This window comes from Chitinophaga sp. YIM B06452 (genome assembly GCF_039655965.1).
Taxonomy (GTDB): Bacteria; Bacteroidota; Bacteroidia; order Chitinophagales; family Chitinophagaceae; genus Chitinophaga.
The window spans coordinates 1602972-1617219 of the sequence record NZ_JAWLKY010000002.1; the positions used below are offsets into that span (position 1 = coordinate 1602972).

The 14248-nt window shown below is 54.9% G+C and carries 15 protein-coding genes; 1 reads left to right on the forward strand and 14 read right to left on the reverse strand.

The window, feature by feature from the left end:
- Window positions 1-4: 4 nt before the first annotated feature.
- The 14 genes from R3I13_RS16460 to R3I13_RS16525 all read right to left on the reverse strand — a co-directional run bounded on the left by R3I13_RS16460 (window position 5) and on the right by R3I13_RS16525 (window position 12265).
- Window positions 5-295, reverse strand: coding sequence for a PAAR domain-containing protein (locus R3I13_RS16460; protein WP_346319046.1), 291 nt, complete (start codon window positions 293-295; stop codon window positions 5-7).
- Between the two features lie 6 nt (window positions 296-301).
- Window positions 302-2038 (reverse strand): type VI secretion system tip protein VgrG, encoded by a 1737-nt coding sequence (gene vgrG, locus R3I13_RS16465; protein WP_346319047.1) that lies wholly within the window; start codon window positions 2036-2038, stop codon window positions 302-304.
- Window positions 2035-2811: a hypothetical protein gene (locus R3I13_RS16470; RefSeq protein ID WP_346319048.1), complete on the reverse strand. Its 777-nt coding sequence runs from the start codon at window positions 2809-2811 to the stop codon at window positions 2035-2037. Before R3I13_RS16470 ends, vgrG begins: the two co-directional genes overlap by 4 nt.
- Window positions 2812-2814: 3 nt before the next feature.
- On the reverse strand, window positions 2815-3000 hold the full coding sequence (locus tag R3I13_RS16475; protein ID WP_346319049.1) for a DUF5908 family protein: 186 nt from the start codon (window positions 2998-3000) through the stop codon (window positions 2815-2817).
- A 12-nt stretch (window positions 3001-3012) separates the two neighbouring features.
- Window positions 3013-3525, reverse strand: coding sequence for a phage tail protein (locus R3I13_RS16480; RefSeq protein ID WP_346319050.1), 513 nt, complete (start codon window positions 3523-3525; stop codon window positions 3013-3015).
- 5 nt (window positions 3526-3530) lie between these two features.
- Window positions 3531-3962, reverse strand: coding sequence for a phage tail protein (locus R3I13_RS16485; RefSeq protein WP_346319051.1), 432 nt, complete (start codon window positions 3960-3962; stop codon window positions 3531-3533).
- Window positions 3963-3998: 36 nt separating this feature from the next.
- Window positions 3999-6023, reverse strand: a complete 2025-nt coding sequence (locus R3I13_RS16490; protein ID WP_346319052.1) for a phage tail sheath C-terminal domain-containing protein — start codon at window positions 6021-6023, stop codon at window positions 3999-4001.
- An 18-nt stretch (window positions 6024-6041) separates the two neighbouring features.
- Window positions 6042-7487, reverse strand: a complete 1446-nt coding sequence (locus R3I13_RS16495) for a phage tail sheath C-terminal domain-containing protein (RefSeq protein ID WP_346319053.1) — start codon at window positions 7485-7487, stop codon at window positions 6042-6044.
- A gap of 15 nt (window positions 7488-7502) precedes the next feature.
- On the reverse strand, window positions 7503-8258 hold the full coding sequence (locus R3I13_RS16500) for a hypothetical protein (RefSeq protein WP_346319054.1): 756 nt from the start codon (window positions 8256-8258) through the stop codon (window positions 7503-7505).
- A gap of 9 nt (window positions 8259-8267) precedes the next feature.
- Entirely contained in the window at window positions 8268-8861 is a 594-nt protein-coding gene (locus R3I13_RS16505) for a DUF4255 domain-containing protein (RefSeq protein WP_346319055.1), read from the reverse strand.
- Window positions 8862-9077: 216 nt separating this feature from the next.
- Entirely contained in the window at window positions 9078-9752 is a 675-nt protein-coding gene (gene rsmI, locus R3I13_RS16510; protein WP_346319056.1) for a 16S rRNA (cytidine(1402)-2'-O)-methyltransferase, read from the reverse strand.
- A 2-nt stretch (window positions 9753-9754) separates the two neighbouring features.
- Window positions 9755-10000: a phosphoribosylformylglycinamidine synthase subunit PurS gene (gene purS / locus R3I13_RS16515; protein WP_120518552.1), complete on the reverse strand. Its 246-nt coding sequence runs from the start codon at window positions 9998-10000 to the stop codon at window positions 9755-9757.
- Between the two features lie 66 nt (window positions 10001-10066).
- The gene (locus R3I13_RS16520; protein WP_346319057.1) at window positions 10067-10834 is read right to left on the reverse strand and encodes a CDP-alcohol phosphatidyltransferase family protein; all 768 of its coding nucleotides are present in this window, start codon (window positions 10832-10834) and stop codon (window positions 10067-10069) included.
- 138 nt (window positions 10835-10972) lie between these two features.
- Window positions 10973-12265 carry an aminopeptidase P N-terminal domain-containing protein gene (locus R3I13_RS16525; protein WP_346319058.1) on the reverse strand — a complete coding sequence of 431 codons (1293 nt, stop codon included), beginning with the start codon at window positions 12263-12265 and terminating at the stop codon, window positions 10973-10975.
- A 316-nt stretch (window positions 12266-12581) separates the two neighbouring features.
- Between R3I13_RS16525 and pckA the strand changes: the two genes are divergently transcribed.
- Window positions 12582-14183 carry a phosphoenolpyruvate carboxykinase (ATP) gene (gene pckA, locus R3I13_RS16530; RefSeq protein WP_346319059.1) on the forward strand — a complete coding sequence of 534 codons (1602 nt, stop codon included), beginning with the start codon at window positions 12582-12584 and terminating at the stop codon, window positions 14181-14183.
- Window positions 14184-14248 lie beyond the last annotated feature (65 nt).

The following is a 14248-nucleotide window of genomic DNA, read 5'->3' on the forward strand; positions in this document are numbered from 1 at the left end:
ATCTTCAACCGCCGATCATCACGGTCGGGCAGCCTGCCACTATCGTGCCGCCATGCGCTGTGCTGTCGCCGAGCCGGGCCGCGGGCATTCCGCCGATCATCACAGTGGCGGAGCCTTTCACCACTGTGTCCGGCGGGCCGGTACAGGTGCACATATCGCCCACGCGCAACGCGGGCACTCCTCCTATCATCACCGTGGCGCCGCCCGGCGGCAGTGCGGGGCCGCCCACGTGGGGCACTGTTCCCGTTACCATGGGACAAACATGCATATCGCCTACTCTTGCTGCCAATGACATATCTGATCAGTTTATCTGTACAATCGCTCCTTTGATCACCGTATTCGCGCTCGAGCTGATCTCCATCCCCGCCGATCCTTCCGCTTTGAACTGTGTGCCGGCCTTCACTTCGCAACCGGTGGAACTTTCCAGCTTCACACTGCCGGAGGCTTTCATCACCAGGTCTTTCGCGCTTTCGATGCTGATACCGTCCTGCGACATCACGATCTTGTTGCCGTGCTGGTCTTCCACTTTTATCTCTTTCGCGTCTTCGTCCATCACGAGCATATTGCCGCCGGGGGTATCTATGGTGAGTGTTTTTTTGTCGTCGTTGAAAAGGATGCGCATGCCGCTGCGGGTCACAAAACCTTTTTCGTGGTTATCGTCAGCCGCGGTAAGCGGGGCAGCTTTTGCGCTGCTGTGCAGGGCACCCAGCACTACGGGGTAACGCGGATCGTCGTCCAGGAAACCTACGATCACTTCATCGTCCACTTCAGGGAGGAAGAAGCTGCCGCGGGAACCGCCTGCATCCAGCGTGGATACACGCGCCCAGGCGCCTTCGCCTTCCAGGTCTACAGACGGCACTTTCACCCTGATGCGCCCTTCGCCTTCGGGGTCGCCCTCCAGCGCGGTCACGATCCCGATATGCAGACCATTGATGCCGGGCAGCAATGCGCCGGCGGCTTTGGCCTGCACGTCAAATTTTTCGGTATGCAGTTCGGGCGTCATCCCCAATTGCAGGTCGCACAGCCAGTTGCCGCAGCTGATCTCGTGGCGTACGCCGCTCACCCAGCCCATGCCGTTGAAACGCGTGCCCACGCCTTCCAGCGCCACGGTGATGCCCGGCAGCGCTTTTGAAAACCCCTGCACCCTGGCCCTGCCGCACATAAATGCCATGCGGCTGCGCAGCGCGCGGGCATCTGCCCAGTTCTGCACTTCTTCTTCGCTCATACGCCCGGTTTGGCGTACGGTGAAAAGCGGTATGCCCAGTTCCGCGGGGTCAAGATCACCGGGCGTCGTCCAGCCCGGGTCGTTGCTTTCCGCTTCCAGCAAAGCCTGGCCGGCGGGGTCCCAGGCCTGGGCTTTCACGCTGCCGTATTGGTTGTTGGCATCTATCTCCGCGTCGAACTCAATGAGGTTCGTGCCATAACGCAACGTAGCCAGCGCGGTGGATTCCACCAACGGTTTTTTAACGTCTATTTTCCCATCGTGCGCAATCGTGATGAAACCCACGGATTCTATCCGGCTCACGAGGAAATCCCAGTCTGTGCAATCGAACTGCACCATCCCGGCATGCGTTACAGGCGTGTCTTCCACGTCGCCGGTCAATCCTTCTTTGTCGAGAATGGCGGAGGCGATATCGCTGTCCTTCATCTCTTCATACAAAGCGCTATTGCGGCCAATGGTGAGCAGCACGGCCTTGTCGCGGCATTCTACCACCAGTTCAGACCGTTGCTGGCGCACGCGGATGGAATGGCGGGTGATGATCCCTTTGAAGATCAGTTCATCCACCATACGGTAACCTGCCAGTATCTCTATCTCGTTGCCGGGAAGGAAATGGTCCTGGTTGCTCACGGGCCAGTCTGCCAGCGCAGCGTCTCCATCCGAGATCACGATGCATGCGGAAGGAATGCGGTTGGCCTCGTTGTGAACGGAAATAGAATACACGGGGATGTCGCCGGGTATGGGCTGTCCGTTTACATTCACGGTGAAGGTTACCAGGCCCATGTCCTGCTCTACCGGTAATAATCCAACGCCGCTCATGGTTTAGTTTTTTTAGCGGGAGGAAAGAAGATTTCCCGTCCTTCCCTGAGTTGCCTGAAATTGAAAAGTTTGTTCACCTTCGCTACTTCGATGTAATAACCCGGCGTGCCGTAAATGCTGTTGCTCATCAGCAGGATATTGTCGCCGGCCACTACTTTCCGCACGTGCGTGAGGTCCGGCGAGTTCTTGTTTTCTTCCAGCTCGCGCAGTATGTCTGAAATGGAACCTTCGAAAGTGGCCCGCGCTTCCACGCGAAGCGGTGAACCGTCGGGCCCGAAAAGTTTGTAGTTGAGTGAAAGGCTCCCGAGCACGCCTTCGAACACGAGCTTGCCCCAGGTGAGCTGCACCCGCCGGGGCGAGTGGCCGCTGCTGTCGAAAGTGTATACGACCTTGGCAAATTTTTGCAGCTCTTTGGTCACATCGTACGGCTCGTCGCCGCTGAACAGGCCGGCCACCGCGCCTGCGATGGGCACATTATCCAGCGGGCCGGCTGGCGGCGGTATCACGCCGGTGCCGTCGAACAGGAAAGTGAATTCCAGCGCGGGCGGGGAAGTGCTCACATATTTGGCATCGCTGCCGGAGTTGCCGGGAGCGGGTGCGCGGTCGTAGTTCACCTGGTAATTGATGGTATAATTATCCGGGTTCACCTGCACGCTGTATTTGTCCTTATCGTCTGTGCTCAGCACGGGCGCTTCTCCCGCTTGTTGCGGGGGATTGAAGGCGACAATGATCATCTTCTCCAGCTTGCCGGTGCCAAATAAGGAGTCCAACATCGGTTATCTTTCTTTTTGTTGATTGAGCGCTTTCATGACTTCTTCCGCACACCTGGCAATGATCTGCTGCATATCTGCGGGGCTCATGCCCCTTTGCGGGGACGAACCGCCGGAGCTGCCGCCGGATGTGGCCTGCGGACTGTTCTCCACGCGCGCGCGTATCACCAGTTCTCGGATCTCTATGGGCATGTGTGCATTTTTTTAGATGCTGATATCAACACTTACCGAAGCAGTAAGCCCTGCGGCCAGGTCGAGCGCCACGCTCACGGGGTCGTAGTATTTGAAATACTGGTACGACAGCACCAGCGTTTCCACCACGATCTCGTTGTTGCCGGCGTTGATGCCGCTGACCTCCAGCTTTTTGGGAATGGCGTTGATCAGGTACCAGTTGTACAGCGGCACATGATCGGCATTCATGAGGGAGATCATGACATTGCTCGGTTTGAATTTGAATTCGTCTATCGCCTGCCGCGCCCAGTGCAGGATACCTGAGCCGAGGAACTTGCCTCTTTTCAGCGTTACATCCCCGTACTTGGTGCGCACAGGCAGGTTGTGCACGAAGCGGTGCTCGCCGCCTTCCGGCTTCGTTTCCATCTCAATGTCCACGCTCAGCCCGGATACTTCCTGGAAGCGCACATCGTTGGGAAACTGGGGCAGTATTTCGAACAGCACCAGGAAATGGAACCCGACCTGCGGGGTATCAAATGCAGACATATCGGTTATTCGTTTTGGATCACCAGGCCTTCATGTACCAGTTCAATGGATTCTATCGCTACTTCGTTGCCATCGGCTTTGAGGTCTGTGCTTTGCACTTTGATGGGCCAGGCATTCTTCACCTTCCATACTACCACCGGCTCGTGGTTTTCGTTGAGCAGGCTGATGGTAACGTTGCGGCGTTCGATGGTATTGAGTGCTACAGTGTTCCACCAGGCGTAGAATTCGTTGTCGCCTTTGAACGTGCCGCGTTTCAGGGTGATGTTGCTGAATTTCTGCATGCCGGGCATTTTGGTCTTTACATATTCAGGGTTAGCGCCGTCCCGGTATTCGATGGGGTCGGTCTGCACGTCCAGCCCGGAAACTTCTGTGAACCCGATGCTGGCACCACCCCATTCAACCTGGAAGTGGAATTTGGGAAGCGGATAATTCGCCATAACTTATGGTTTTTGGATGTTAATTATCAATGGTGATTAAGATTCCTGCATTTTGTGACTGAAGCGCAGCACGATGAATTCTGCGGGGCGTACGGCCGCCATGCCTATTTCCACGATCAGCCGGCCTTCGAGAATGTCTTGCGCTGTCATTGTTTCGTTCAGTCCCACTTTCACATAAAAAGCCTGTTTGGTGGTAGCCCCTGCCAGCGCGCCCTGCCGCCATTGCAGCGTGAGGAAATTTTCTATCATTGCGCGGATGCGTACCCAGGTATTGGCGTCGTTGCCTTCGAACACGAAAGGCTCGGACGCTTTTTTGGTGGACTCTTCCACGTAATTGAAGAAACGCCGCACGTTGATGTAGCGCCATTCGTTATCGTTGCCCGCCAGTGTGCGCGCGCCCCAAACGAGGATGCCTTTGCCGGTAAAGGCGCGGATGGCGTTGATGGATTTGCCGGTCTCATGTACGTTCAGCGAGCTTTGCTCCTGGTCCGTGAGCTTGTATGCGGGCGTTACCACTGAGCGGAGGCTCACATTGGCAGGCGCTTTCCATACGCCCCGCGAACGGTCTGTAGCGGCATAGATACCGGCCACTGCGCCCGAAGGCGGCAGCAGGCTCATCTCTGCACGCACGCGTTCGTACACGGCTTTGAAGAACGGATGTTTGAGGAACAGCTGCTGCTGCGCCTGGTCCGTCCTGAAAATGGCATCCTGTAAAATGGCGAGGTAAGCGCCGGAAATGGCTTCGAAAGCAGTTTGCAGCATTACTGCGTTGGCAACGTTAATAGCCGTGGCCTGTACGGTGCCGCCATCAAAGTTGGTGCCATTGGCGCCGATGGTATTAATAGCAGCGCCGGCTACCCAATCCTGCGTATTTAATGTGACATAATCCGTATCCACATGGGTCTCTAAACGGCCTGCGGCCACAGAGCCCCGCACATGCTGGTTCTTCTCGAAAGCAATGAGATTGATGATCTGTGTGCGCAACGCCGTGTTGGCCTTCAGCCCGGCGATCACGTGGATCATGCCGGGAGGGTTGCCTGCATCATCTTCCAGGTCGCGGAGCGCCAGTGCAAGATCGCGCACAAATTTAATGAGTGCGGAAAAAGCATTACGCGCCTGGGTTGCATTGCCCGCCAGTACTACATCCTGGCGCAGCCGCGCGAGATGGGCAGACATCGGGTTGTAGTTGCTCCTGTTCAACGCCGGCGCCGTGATCTTGCTGAACACGCGGTTCTCTTCTGCGAGCCGTGTATGCATGTCAACCACCAGCCCGTCCAGCGCAGGGTTCTGCAGCATGCCTTCCAGCGTTGCGGGGGTAACGGCCACATCCCCGGCATCTACGATGTTGAGCTGGGAGTAGCTGATGTCTTTCAGGTAAGAGGTTTGCAGCCAGGGATAATATGTTGCGGCATATTTTAATTCCTGGTTGCCCACGCCGGTCCTGAATTTCTGTACGGGATTGTCTGCATGACTGAGCGCCAGCCCGCCGCCCAGCATATCCAGTATGCCGAAGCGGTCCTGCAGCCGCGCGCATTGTTCGATCACGGCCTGGTGGAAATTGCCGCCGTTGATGTAATCCGGCGAGCCGTCGGGCAGGTGGAGGGAAACGCTGTCCGGCGAAACGAGCAGCGTGGGCTCATCCACCTTTTCGAGGGATTGAAGGCCGCCCAACAGGCCGGTGGTGGCAGTGCCGAGGATAATGTCCGCGGTGTAATCCCCTACGGTCACGATGTAACAGGGGCCTCCGCCGTTATCGAAGTAATGCTGGATGGCGTCGAAGAGGTGGTAGCGCCTGCCGTTCACGGGTGTTATCCTGGTGATATTGAACTGTGCGTCTGTCCTGATCGTATAGGAAGCGGGGGAATAACCGCCGCCGAAAACGGTGGTGAACTCCAGCATCGAAGTGATGCGGACGGGCACGTTCACCAGGGTGGCGCCTTTGGCGTCTGCCGTGATGGCGGTATAGCCGATGAAGGCCGGTATGGCCGTGGCAACGGAGGCTACTGAAGGCGGGATGAGCTGCAATTCCTCCACGAATACGCCCGGGGTTTTATAATCCATGTTCGTTCAGATTAGTGATTAAGATTCCTGCATTTTATGGCTGAAGCGGAGCACGATGAACTCGGCAGGGCGCACAACGGCCATGCCTATTTCCACGATCATCCTCCCTTCCAGGATATCCTGCGCGGTCATGGTCTGGCCCAGGCCCACGCTCACGTAGAAAGCATGTTCCGGTTTTGCGCCGGCCAATGCGCCTGCGCGCCATTGCAGGATGAGGAAGTTCTCGATCATCGCGCGTACCTTGATCCAGGTGTTGGCGTCGTTCGGTTCAAACACGAAAGGCTCGGTGGCTTTTTTGGTAGATTCTTCCACCATGTTGAAGAAACGGCGAACGCTCACATAACGCCATTCGTTGTCGTTGCCTGCAAGCGTTCTTGCGCCCCATACCAGCACGCCTTTGCCGCTGAAGGTGCGGATGGCGTTCACAGATTTGCCGGTGGTATGCACGTTCAGGTTTTCCTGCGAATTGTCGTCTACCGCTACCATCGGGCGGCGCACGAAGCGGAGGCTTACGTTGGCCGGCGCTTTCCACACGCCGCGCGTACCGTCTACCTGTGCATAAATGCCCGCTATCGCGCTGCTGGGCGGCAATACAAGCGGCATGGCCGTGATCCTGTTCTTTATCTCGTGGTATAGTTTGTTGGATACATGGTACAGCGAACGCGCTTCTGCCGCCGCATTGGCGGGCTCAAAGATGCGCAGCACCGAGTTGGCCACCACGGGCGCGCCGTTAAGCGTCCCGGTGATAGTCACCGCTTCTTCGTTGTAGTTGAAGGAAAGCGATGTTTCCAGCTGGGGGTAATACGCCGCGCCATAAGGCAGGTTGCTGTTGCCGATGAGCGTGCGGAAGCCGTTGGTGGCGTCGTCTATCACATTGTCGCCGGCGGGAATGGTGTAGTCCAGGTGGCCGTTGAACACGTCGATGATAGCGAAGCGGTCTTTCAGCTCTGCGCATTGCGCCAGGGCAAGGGCGTAGAGGTTATAGAAATCGCCGCGGGCAAGCGACAGCGCATCGGGAAACACCAGCAGCGTAGGCTCATCTTCCTTGCCAATGGCGGCAAGCCCGGCGGTGTGGTTCAGCAAAGTGGTGGGGGTGGTAGTGTCAGCTCCGATAGAAACGATGTAGCAGGGCCCTCCGCCGTTAGAGAAATACATCTGCAGGGAATAGTACATCCTGTACAGGGCCGTGGGCGCAGCGGGTGGAGTGGCCACCACGTTCACGCCGGTAACGGTGTTCACCGCGGCAGTAAAGGTTTCCAGCCGGGCGCCGAAAATAGCTTCGTATTCCACGAGCGAGGTGATGCGCACCGGTTTGTTGATGAGTGATTCCCCGTTGAGGGTGGTTAAACGGGTGTACCCGATAAATGCGGGGATGGCCGTTTCTACCTGCGCCACGGAGGGCGGAAACTTAGGCACCTCGTCGATGTATACGCCGGGTGTTTTGAGGTTAGCTAGATTTAACATTTGCGAAAAGTTTAATCAAGTACTTAAAAAATTAATCGTGTATTCCCGTGGCTGGGGAGCCATATGCCATGCACTTTTATACAGGTCGATCATGCCGCTCACTTCTCCGCCCGCCGCCTGCTGGTCGAACACCACGCGTTCTTCAACAGGACTGCCTCCTTCCAAACGCACTACGTACGCGCCTTTGGGCAGCAGCCGGAGGTCAAGTCCCACCAGCTCCTGCGTAGCGGCGATGGCGTTGTTAAGCGTAAAGCTCACCGGCGCGCCTGCCGCGATCTTCCCCGCTCTTATTTGTGTAAATGCGCCCGGCGCTACTTTTTTGGAAAGCAGGAAACCGCTCAGTGCGCCGCGCTCGGCGTTGCCTGCTGCAGCCGCGGCAGTGAGCACCACGGTATTGGCAGCCAGGTTCGCATCAATAGCGCCTGCGGCGGAAAGATTATTCGCATAGAATATTTTTCTTCCCAACTGCTGCGTGCCTTGCTCAAAAAAATCTATCGAAGGAAAAGGTGTGCCATTGGCCACCGTGAGCCAGAAAGAAAAAAGTATGGGCTGCGTGATAGGCACCGCGGGCACCCAGGCGATGCCGTTATGGTGTTGTTTCATATATGCCACAAGTCCGCCGGGCACGGGCCTGGTGAGCAACCCGTAATTACGGATCGTTTCGGCGCTGGCCGGGGAAGGGCGCAGGCGGAAGGTCTCTCCCGGATCGTTGCCGTTCACACGGATGCCGATCCTGAATTCGGGGGTGTATCGCCAAACAATTTTTTCCATAACGGAATGCTATTCAGTTTGTGTACTCAGCAACTGGGATTGCAGATTGATCTCGGTAATAATGCCAGCGTCGCTCACCGGTGCATCCTGTATCACGGCCATGCGCATCTTGTAAATAACGGAGGGGATGTACTTCCCTCCCATCATGCTCCACAACTGGTTCAGTTCTTCAAAACGCGTGCTGTACAGGTCGAAGATGAGTTTGTTCAGGTTCAGGGCGGTGAGCACGGGCGTATCCGCCGGGGTAAAAACGAATTGCCGCTGGAAGAATGCGATCACTTGTGAGATGCGCTGCAACGCCGTCAGGTAATTGTTTTTATTGGCGCTGAACAGCACATACACGTTCAGGTAAATTTCAGCCTGCTGCTCCACGCCCTGGGGTAGGCCGCCCACCTGCACGGTGCGGCGGAACGGGATGTTGCGCAGGCTTTCTTCCTGCTGGATGTTCACAACAGACACCACGATCTTATCGGTCAGGTTTTGCGAGGGCGTATCCTGGAAAGCATCGGCAAAGGATATGTTCCCGGGCGTTACTTCGGGGTCAAGGGTACCGATATACGTATTCAGCTTACTAATGATTGCGCTCAATACCTGATCAATCATTGATTTAAGATTTATGGGGTCCAGCTATATGTCGTTTGAAACCGGGGTTATGCTACTCTTTATTCGAATCTTTGTCAGAATCTTGTTATGCTCTTTTTTCCTTTGGGGTAAATCTACTATTCTAACTTCTACTAAATGCTCGTTGTAATATTAGGTAATAAAATTCAATCTGCAAAAAATTTCAATGAATGCGTTTTCAAATATGACCTGCATATATTAACCGGCAAACCCTTCCACGACGATCACAATTTCGCCTTTTACGCCTTTTTCATGGAAGTGGTCGCGCACTTCCTGCAAGGTGCCGCGTTTGTTTTCTTCGAACATTTTGGTGAGCTCGCGGGATACGCAGCATTGTCTTCCCGGGCCGAAATACTGTATAAAATCTTCGAGCGTTTTGACGAGGCGGTGGGGAGATTCGTAGAACACCATGGCGCGTTCTTCCGTGGAGAGTTGCGTCAGTAAAGTATGGCGGCCTTTTTTGGGAGGGAGGAAACCTTCAAACGCAAAGCGGTTCATGGGGATGCCGCTGTTCACCAGCGCGGGTACAAAGGCAGTGGCGCCCGGCAGGCATTCCACCGGCACGCCTTCGCGGATGCATTCCCTCACCAGCAGGAAACCGGGGTCTGAAACGCCCGGCGTGCCCGCATCCGTAAGCAGGGCCATTTGTTTGCCGCTTTGCAGCTGCTGTACAAGGTGCTGCAACACCTTATGCTCATTGTGCTGATGATAAGGCGTTACAGGCTTGTTGATATTGTAATGCTTCAGCAGAACGCCCGAAGTACGGGTATCTTCCGCCAGCACCAGCTCCACGCTCTCCAATACTTTCACGGCGCGGTAAGTGATATCCGCCAGGTTGCCGATGGGTGAAGGAATGAGGTAGAGCCGGGACAATTTTATTGGATATTAACTTCGTAAAATTCCATTACCTGGTTGGCCAGCAGTTTCTGGCAGGCGTTCTCTGCTATCTGCTGCGCTTCTTCGCGGCTGGAAGCTTCAATTTGCAGGGTAATATGTTTGCCAATGCGTACGTCGTGTACATTTCCAAGGCCCAGGTTCTTTAATCCGCCCAATACAGCCTTACCCTGAGGGTCCAGCAGTTCCTTCAACGGCATCACGTTGATATGCGCAGTAAATGTCATTTTTCTAAAAAATTTAGACGCAAACCTAGCAATTTATTACGAATTCCGGTTTACCAATTTCGAAGATCAGCCATGGCTGGCCTTTGGAGGCACCACCAGGGAAAGGCCCACGTATACGATGAACACAAAAGGCACGGCGGCATACTTCAGCACCGGGATGCTGGCAATGGTGAACAGCACCAGCAAAAAGCGGGGCCAGTTGTCTTTCACGGAGAGGTTCTTGAACTTCAGGCTGATCATGGGGTGGGAGCTCACCATCAGGTAACACAGCACGGCAATGATGGCATACAGTATCCAGACATTACCGAACAGCGGCGCGAGGTTAAAGGGATTGTAGAGCACGATAAGCGGGAATGAAGCCACCAGGAAACCTACCGCGGGAGTAGGCACGCCGATGAAATGCTCGCTCTGCCTTGTGTCAAGGTTGAACACGGCGAGGCGGTATGCGGCAAAACAGGGCACCAGCAGGGCCGGGGCCAGGTTAAAGTAAGAAACGTCGAACACATCGGGGGTTTGCAGGTAGGCGCTGCGCAGCAGCCGGAAAAGGATCATGCCGGGCACTACGCCGAACGTTACTACATCCGCCAGTGAATCCAGCTCCCGGCCCATGGGGGAAGCCACTTTCAGCAAACGGGCCACAAATCCGTCAAAAAAATCGATGATACCGGCGAGCACCACCAGGCCGGAAGCCCAGTAGATGGGCTCGGGATTGGTAACGGTGTACGTGGTGCCGTTGAACTCTGCGATGTATTCCGGCGCATGCAAAATGAAGATGATGGCCAGCGCACCGCAAAAGAGGTTGGAAAGCGTAAGGATATTGGGAATCTGTTTCATTGATCGGATTTTCTTCAGCGGGGCAAGTTATACATTTTTTCCAGTCATCCCGGGTATAAACCTGTTTTAGGGCGGGTCAAAAAAAGGCTGGCCGGGAACAGTTTGTATATTCCGGCCAGCCTTGTATGTTTTGTTGATTTATCGCTTCATCAGGGCTTCGATCTCTTCCGCCGTGATGGGGATGTTCTTCATCAGGTCTACGTTGCCGGTAGATTTCACCCAGATATTGTTCTCGATGCGGATACCCATTTTCTCTTCTTCGATATAAATGCCCGGTTCTACGGTCATCACCGCCCCGTCAGGGAGGGGCTGGAAGAACGAAGGGCCGAGGTCATGCACGTCCACCCCCAGGTGATGGGAAATGCCGTGGTAGAGGTATTTGCGGTAAGCGGGTGTTTCTGGGTCCTGGTTTTTAATGTCCGCGTCCGTCAGCAGCCCCAGTTTGACGAATTCTTTCCCCGCTTCCACGCCCACCATTTCATGGTATTTGCTGATGGTGATGCCGGGTTTGAGGATGGATTTGGCGTAGTTGTGCAGGTGCAGGCAGGCGTTGTACACATCGCGCTGGCGCGGGGTGAACTTACCGTTCACCGGCACAGTGCGCGTCAGGTCGGCGTTATAGCCGCCATAGGCAGCGCCGAAGTCCATCAGGATCAGCTCTCCGTCTTTACATTCCTGGTTGTTGCTCACATAATGCAGCGTACGCGCCCTGTCGCCAGAAGCGATGATGGAGCCGTAAGCTTCGCCGGTAGCGCGGTTGCGCAGGAATTCGTGCAGTATTTCGGCGTGTATCTCATGTTCGAATACGCCGGGTTTGATGAACTGCAATAAGCGGCGGAAAGTTTTTTCGGTGATGTCTATAGCCGTTTGCATCACGGCTATTTCCTCTTCGGTTTTCACGGCGCGCAGCTCTTTGAGGATGCGGGCGGAGCGGAGGAAATTGTGAAGCGGGTAACGGCTGCGCAGCTCCTGGGCGTAACGGTAATCGCGGACGGGCACCAGGTTGGCTTTGCGGTTATTTTCATTGCTGTTCAGGTAAATATTGGCCGCTTCGTGTATCCATGGCTGCAGGAGCGCATCCAGGCTGTCCAGCCACACGATGGTCTCTATACCCGAAACGGCCTGTGCTTCTTCGCGGCGGAGGCGGTGGCCGTCCCATTTTTCCTTTAGCTCGTTAGGCCGCACCAGCACAAGCACTTCGCGGTATTTGGGATCCGGGTTGTCCGGGTACAGCACCAGCATGGTGTCTTCCTGGTCTACCCCGGTAAGCCAGTACAGGTCTGCATTCTGGCGGAAAGGATGAAGTGCGTCGCCATTGGTGGGCAGTTCGTCGTTCGAATTAAAAATGGCAATGGAATCCGGCTGCATTTTCGCGGTAAACCGTGCCCGGTTTTTGATAAAGATCTTCTGATCGAGTGGCAGGTACTTCATTGATGATTTTTTTGTCTTGGAGGATCAAACTTACCGGAAAATCAGGAACCCGCAAAAACAAGCGCTTTGCAGCACAGCAGGGAACAGTAACACAAAAGTTATACTGCATTAACCCAAACCGGTGCTGTATTAACAAATAATTATTCACGAGTTCTTTTGACTTTCCGGCAAATTGAAATCGATGCAATTAAATAATTTCTAAAAACAATGCTGCAAAACTAGAAAATTCTATAAATTTAAAGGTTACAACACCCATAAAATTTGATAGTATCAAAAAATTCATAGTTTTGCCAATACACCAAAACAATCTTTCTTTATGCAAATCAGCAGTGTTAGAGATACACTCAGGGAATTGCGGGAATTGGGCATAGAGAACATAGCCAACCTACATTACCAACTCTCCCCGGACGATCTGGCAGCGCAGACCCTTGCACTGAAGCAGGGCTGCCTGAGCGATAGCGGCGCCCTGGTGGTCAACACCGGAGAGTTCACCGGCCGTTCTCCCAAAGACAAATTCATCGTAAAGGACAGTATCACCGCTGATACCGTGAACTGGAACGACTTCAACCTGCCGTTCACCCCCGAAAATTTTGACAGGCTTTACAGCAAGATCACCCGTTACTTCAGCGGCAAATCCGTTTGGGTAAGGGATTGCCAGGCCTGTGCAGATCCTGAGTACCGCGTAAACATCCGTGTGATCACGGAAACGCCCTGGGCAAGCTTATTCGCCTACAACATGTTCATCCGCCCCGCGGAAGAAGAACTGGAAACCTACGAGCCCGACTGGACCGTGATACAGGCCCCCGGCCTGCATGCGGACCCGGCAACGGACGGTACCCGCCAGCACAACTTCGCCGTGGTGAACTTCACCCAAAGAATGATCATCATCGGCGGCTCCGCTTATACCGGAGAGATCAAAAAAGGCGTGTTTACCATCCTGAACTACCTGCTGCCGCATACCAAAGGCGTATTGAGCATGCACTGCTCCGCCAATGAAGGCAAAAACGGCGACACCGCTGTGTTCTTCGGCCTCAGCGGCACCGGCAAGACCACGCTCAGCGCAGATCCAGAGCGCAAGCTCATCGGCGACGACGAGCACGGCTGGACGCCCTCCGCCATCTTCAACTTCGAAGGCGGCTGCTATGCAAAAACCATCGACCTCAGCGAGGAAAAAGAACCGGCCATCTTCCACGCCATCCGCGAAGGCGCACTGCTGGAAAATACCGGCTTCTTCCCCGGCACCAATACTGTAAATTATGCAGACAAAACGATCACGGAAAACACCCGCGTATCTTATCCCCTGCATTACATCAGCAACGCCAAAGAGCCGTCTGTAGGCGTTACGCCCAAAAACATCTTCTTCCTCACCTGCGACGCCTATGGCGTATTGCCGCCTATTTCCAGGCTTACGCCCGGGCAGGCCATGTATCAGTTCATTTCAGGGTACACCGCCAAAGTGGCCGGCACGGAGGCAGGTGTTACAGAACCAAAATCCACGTTCAGTGCATGTTTTGGCGCACCATTCCTTCCCCTGCACCCTGCCCGTTACGCGCAGATGCTCGGCGAAAAAATGCGCCGCTATAACGTGAACGTATGGCTGATCAACACCGGCTGGACGGGCGGGCCCTACGGCACCGGCAACCGCATCAAGCTCAGCTTTACCCGCGCCATGATCAGCGCCGCGCTGAAAGGCGAGCTGGAAAAAGCAGCTTACAAGAACCACGAAGTGTTTGGCGTAGCCATTCCCGAAGCAGTGCCCGGCGTACCCGCGGAAATGCTGGACCCGCGCAACACCTGGGCAGACGGCAACGCGTACGATAAGCAGGCTGCAGACCTCGCGGCACAATTTGTAAAGAATTTCGAAAAATATGCAGGCAAAGCCGATCCGGAGATACTGGAGGCCGCGCCGAAAGTTTAATTGCCTTTATTAATTCCTTTTTAGATTCCTACGTTCATTTATCAATCTGGTTAAGGGGACTGCTC

Coding starts and splice junctions, on each gene's coding strand:
- R3I13_RS16460 (WP_346319046.1), bottom strand. CDS start 295: ATGTCATTGGCAGCAAGAGTAGGCGATATGCATGTTTGTCCCATGGTA.
- vgrG (WP_346319047.1), bottom strand. CDS start 2,038: ATGAGCGGCGTTGGATTATTACCGGTAGAGCAGGACATGGGCCTGGTA.
- R3I13_RS16470 (WP_346319048.1), bottom strand. CDS start 2,811: ATGTTGGACTCCTTATTTGGCACCGGCAAGCTGGAGAAGATGATCATT.
- R3I13_RS16475 (WP_346319049.1), bottom strand. CDS start 3,000: ATGCCCATAGAGATCCGAGAACTGGTGATACGCGCGCGCGTGGAGAAC.
- R3I13_RS16480 (WP_346319050.1), bottom strand. CDS start 3,525: ATGTCTGCATTTGATACCCCGCAGGTCGGGTTCCATTTCCTGGTGCTG.
- R3I13_RS16485 (WP_346319051.1), bottom strand. CDS start 3,962: ATGGCGAATTATCCGCTTCCCAAATTCCACTTCCAGGTTGAATGGGGT.
- R3I13_RS16490 (WP_346319052.1), bottom strand. CDS start 6,023: ATGGATTATAAAACCCCGGGCGTATTCGTGGAGGAATTGCAGCTCATC.
- R3I13_RS16495 (WP_346319053.1), bottom strand. CDS start 7,487: ATGTTAAATCTAGCTAACCTCAAAACACCCGGCGTATACATCGACGAG.
- R3I13_RS16500 (WP_346319054.1), bottom strand. CDS start 8,258: ATGGAAAAAATTGTTTGGCGATACACCCCCGAATTCAGGATCGGCATC.
- R3I13_RS16505 (WP_346319055.1), bottom strand. CDS start 8,861: ATGATTGATCAGGTATTGAGCGCAATCATTAGTAAGCTGAATACGTAT.
- purS (WP_120518552.1), bottom strand. CDS start 10,000: ATGACATTTACTGCGCATATCAACGTGATGCCGTTGAAGGAACTGCTG.
- R3I13_RS16520 (WP_346319057.1), bottom strand. CDS start 10,834: ATGAAACAGATTCCCAATATCCTTACGCTTTCCAACCTCTTTTGCGGT.
- R3I13_RS16525 (WP_346319058.1), bottom strand. CDS start 12,265: ATGAAGTACCTGCCACTCGATCAGAAGATCTTTATCAAAAACCGGGCA.
- pckA (WP_346319059.1), top strand. CDS start 12,582: ATGCAAATCAGCAGTGTTAGAGATACACTCAGGGAATTGCGGGAATTG.